At 58.0% G+C, this 317-nt stretch carries 1 pseudogene; it reads right to left on the bottom strand.

Going from position 1 to position 317, the window contains the following annotated elements:
- Window positions 1-317 (bottom strand): annotated as a pseudogene (locus QKE30_RS10830) (IS256 family transposase); the annotation flags it as partial.

Below are 317 nucleotides of genomic sequence, written 5' to 3' on the forward strand. Positions count from 1 at the left end.
ATGGTTTTTGGTGGTGGTTGCAGGTAGGTAAACAACAGGTTCCTGCGGTGCAGGGATAGTAATGCCTGATAGGCTGCTCGGACGCGTTGGTGGGTGTAGACCCTGCTGTAGGCACCGCTGGCAGGGTCGCGGATGGTGGTTTTCTCGTTCATCCACACCCGGTAGGTGTGGTGTGGCTGAGTTCGTGCAGGTGTGTGACCCATTCGGCTGCGTGGTCAAGGTCTGTGATGTGAGTGAGTTTCAGGGCTAGGCGGTAGATGGTTTTGCCTGCGTCGGTGCGGGGATTGCTGGTGGTATGGCGGCGGACTGTTCGTTGG

The organism is Corynebacterium sp. c24Ua_83, assembly GCF_039907245.1.
Taxonomy (GTDB): Bacteria; Actinomycetota; Actinomycetes; order Mycobacteriales; family Mycobacteriaceae; genus Corynebacterium.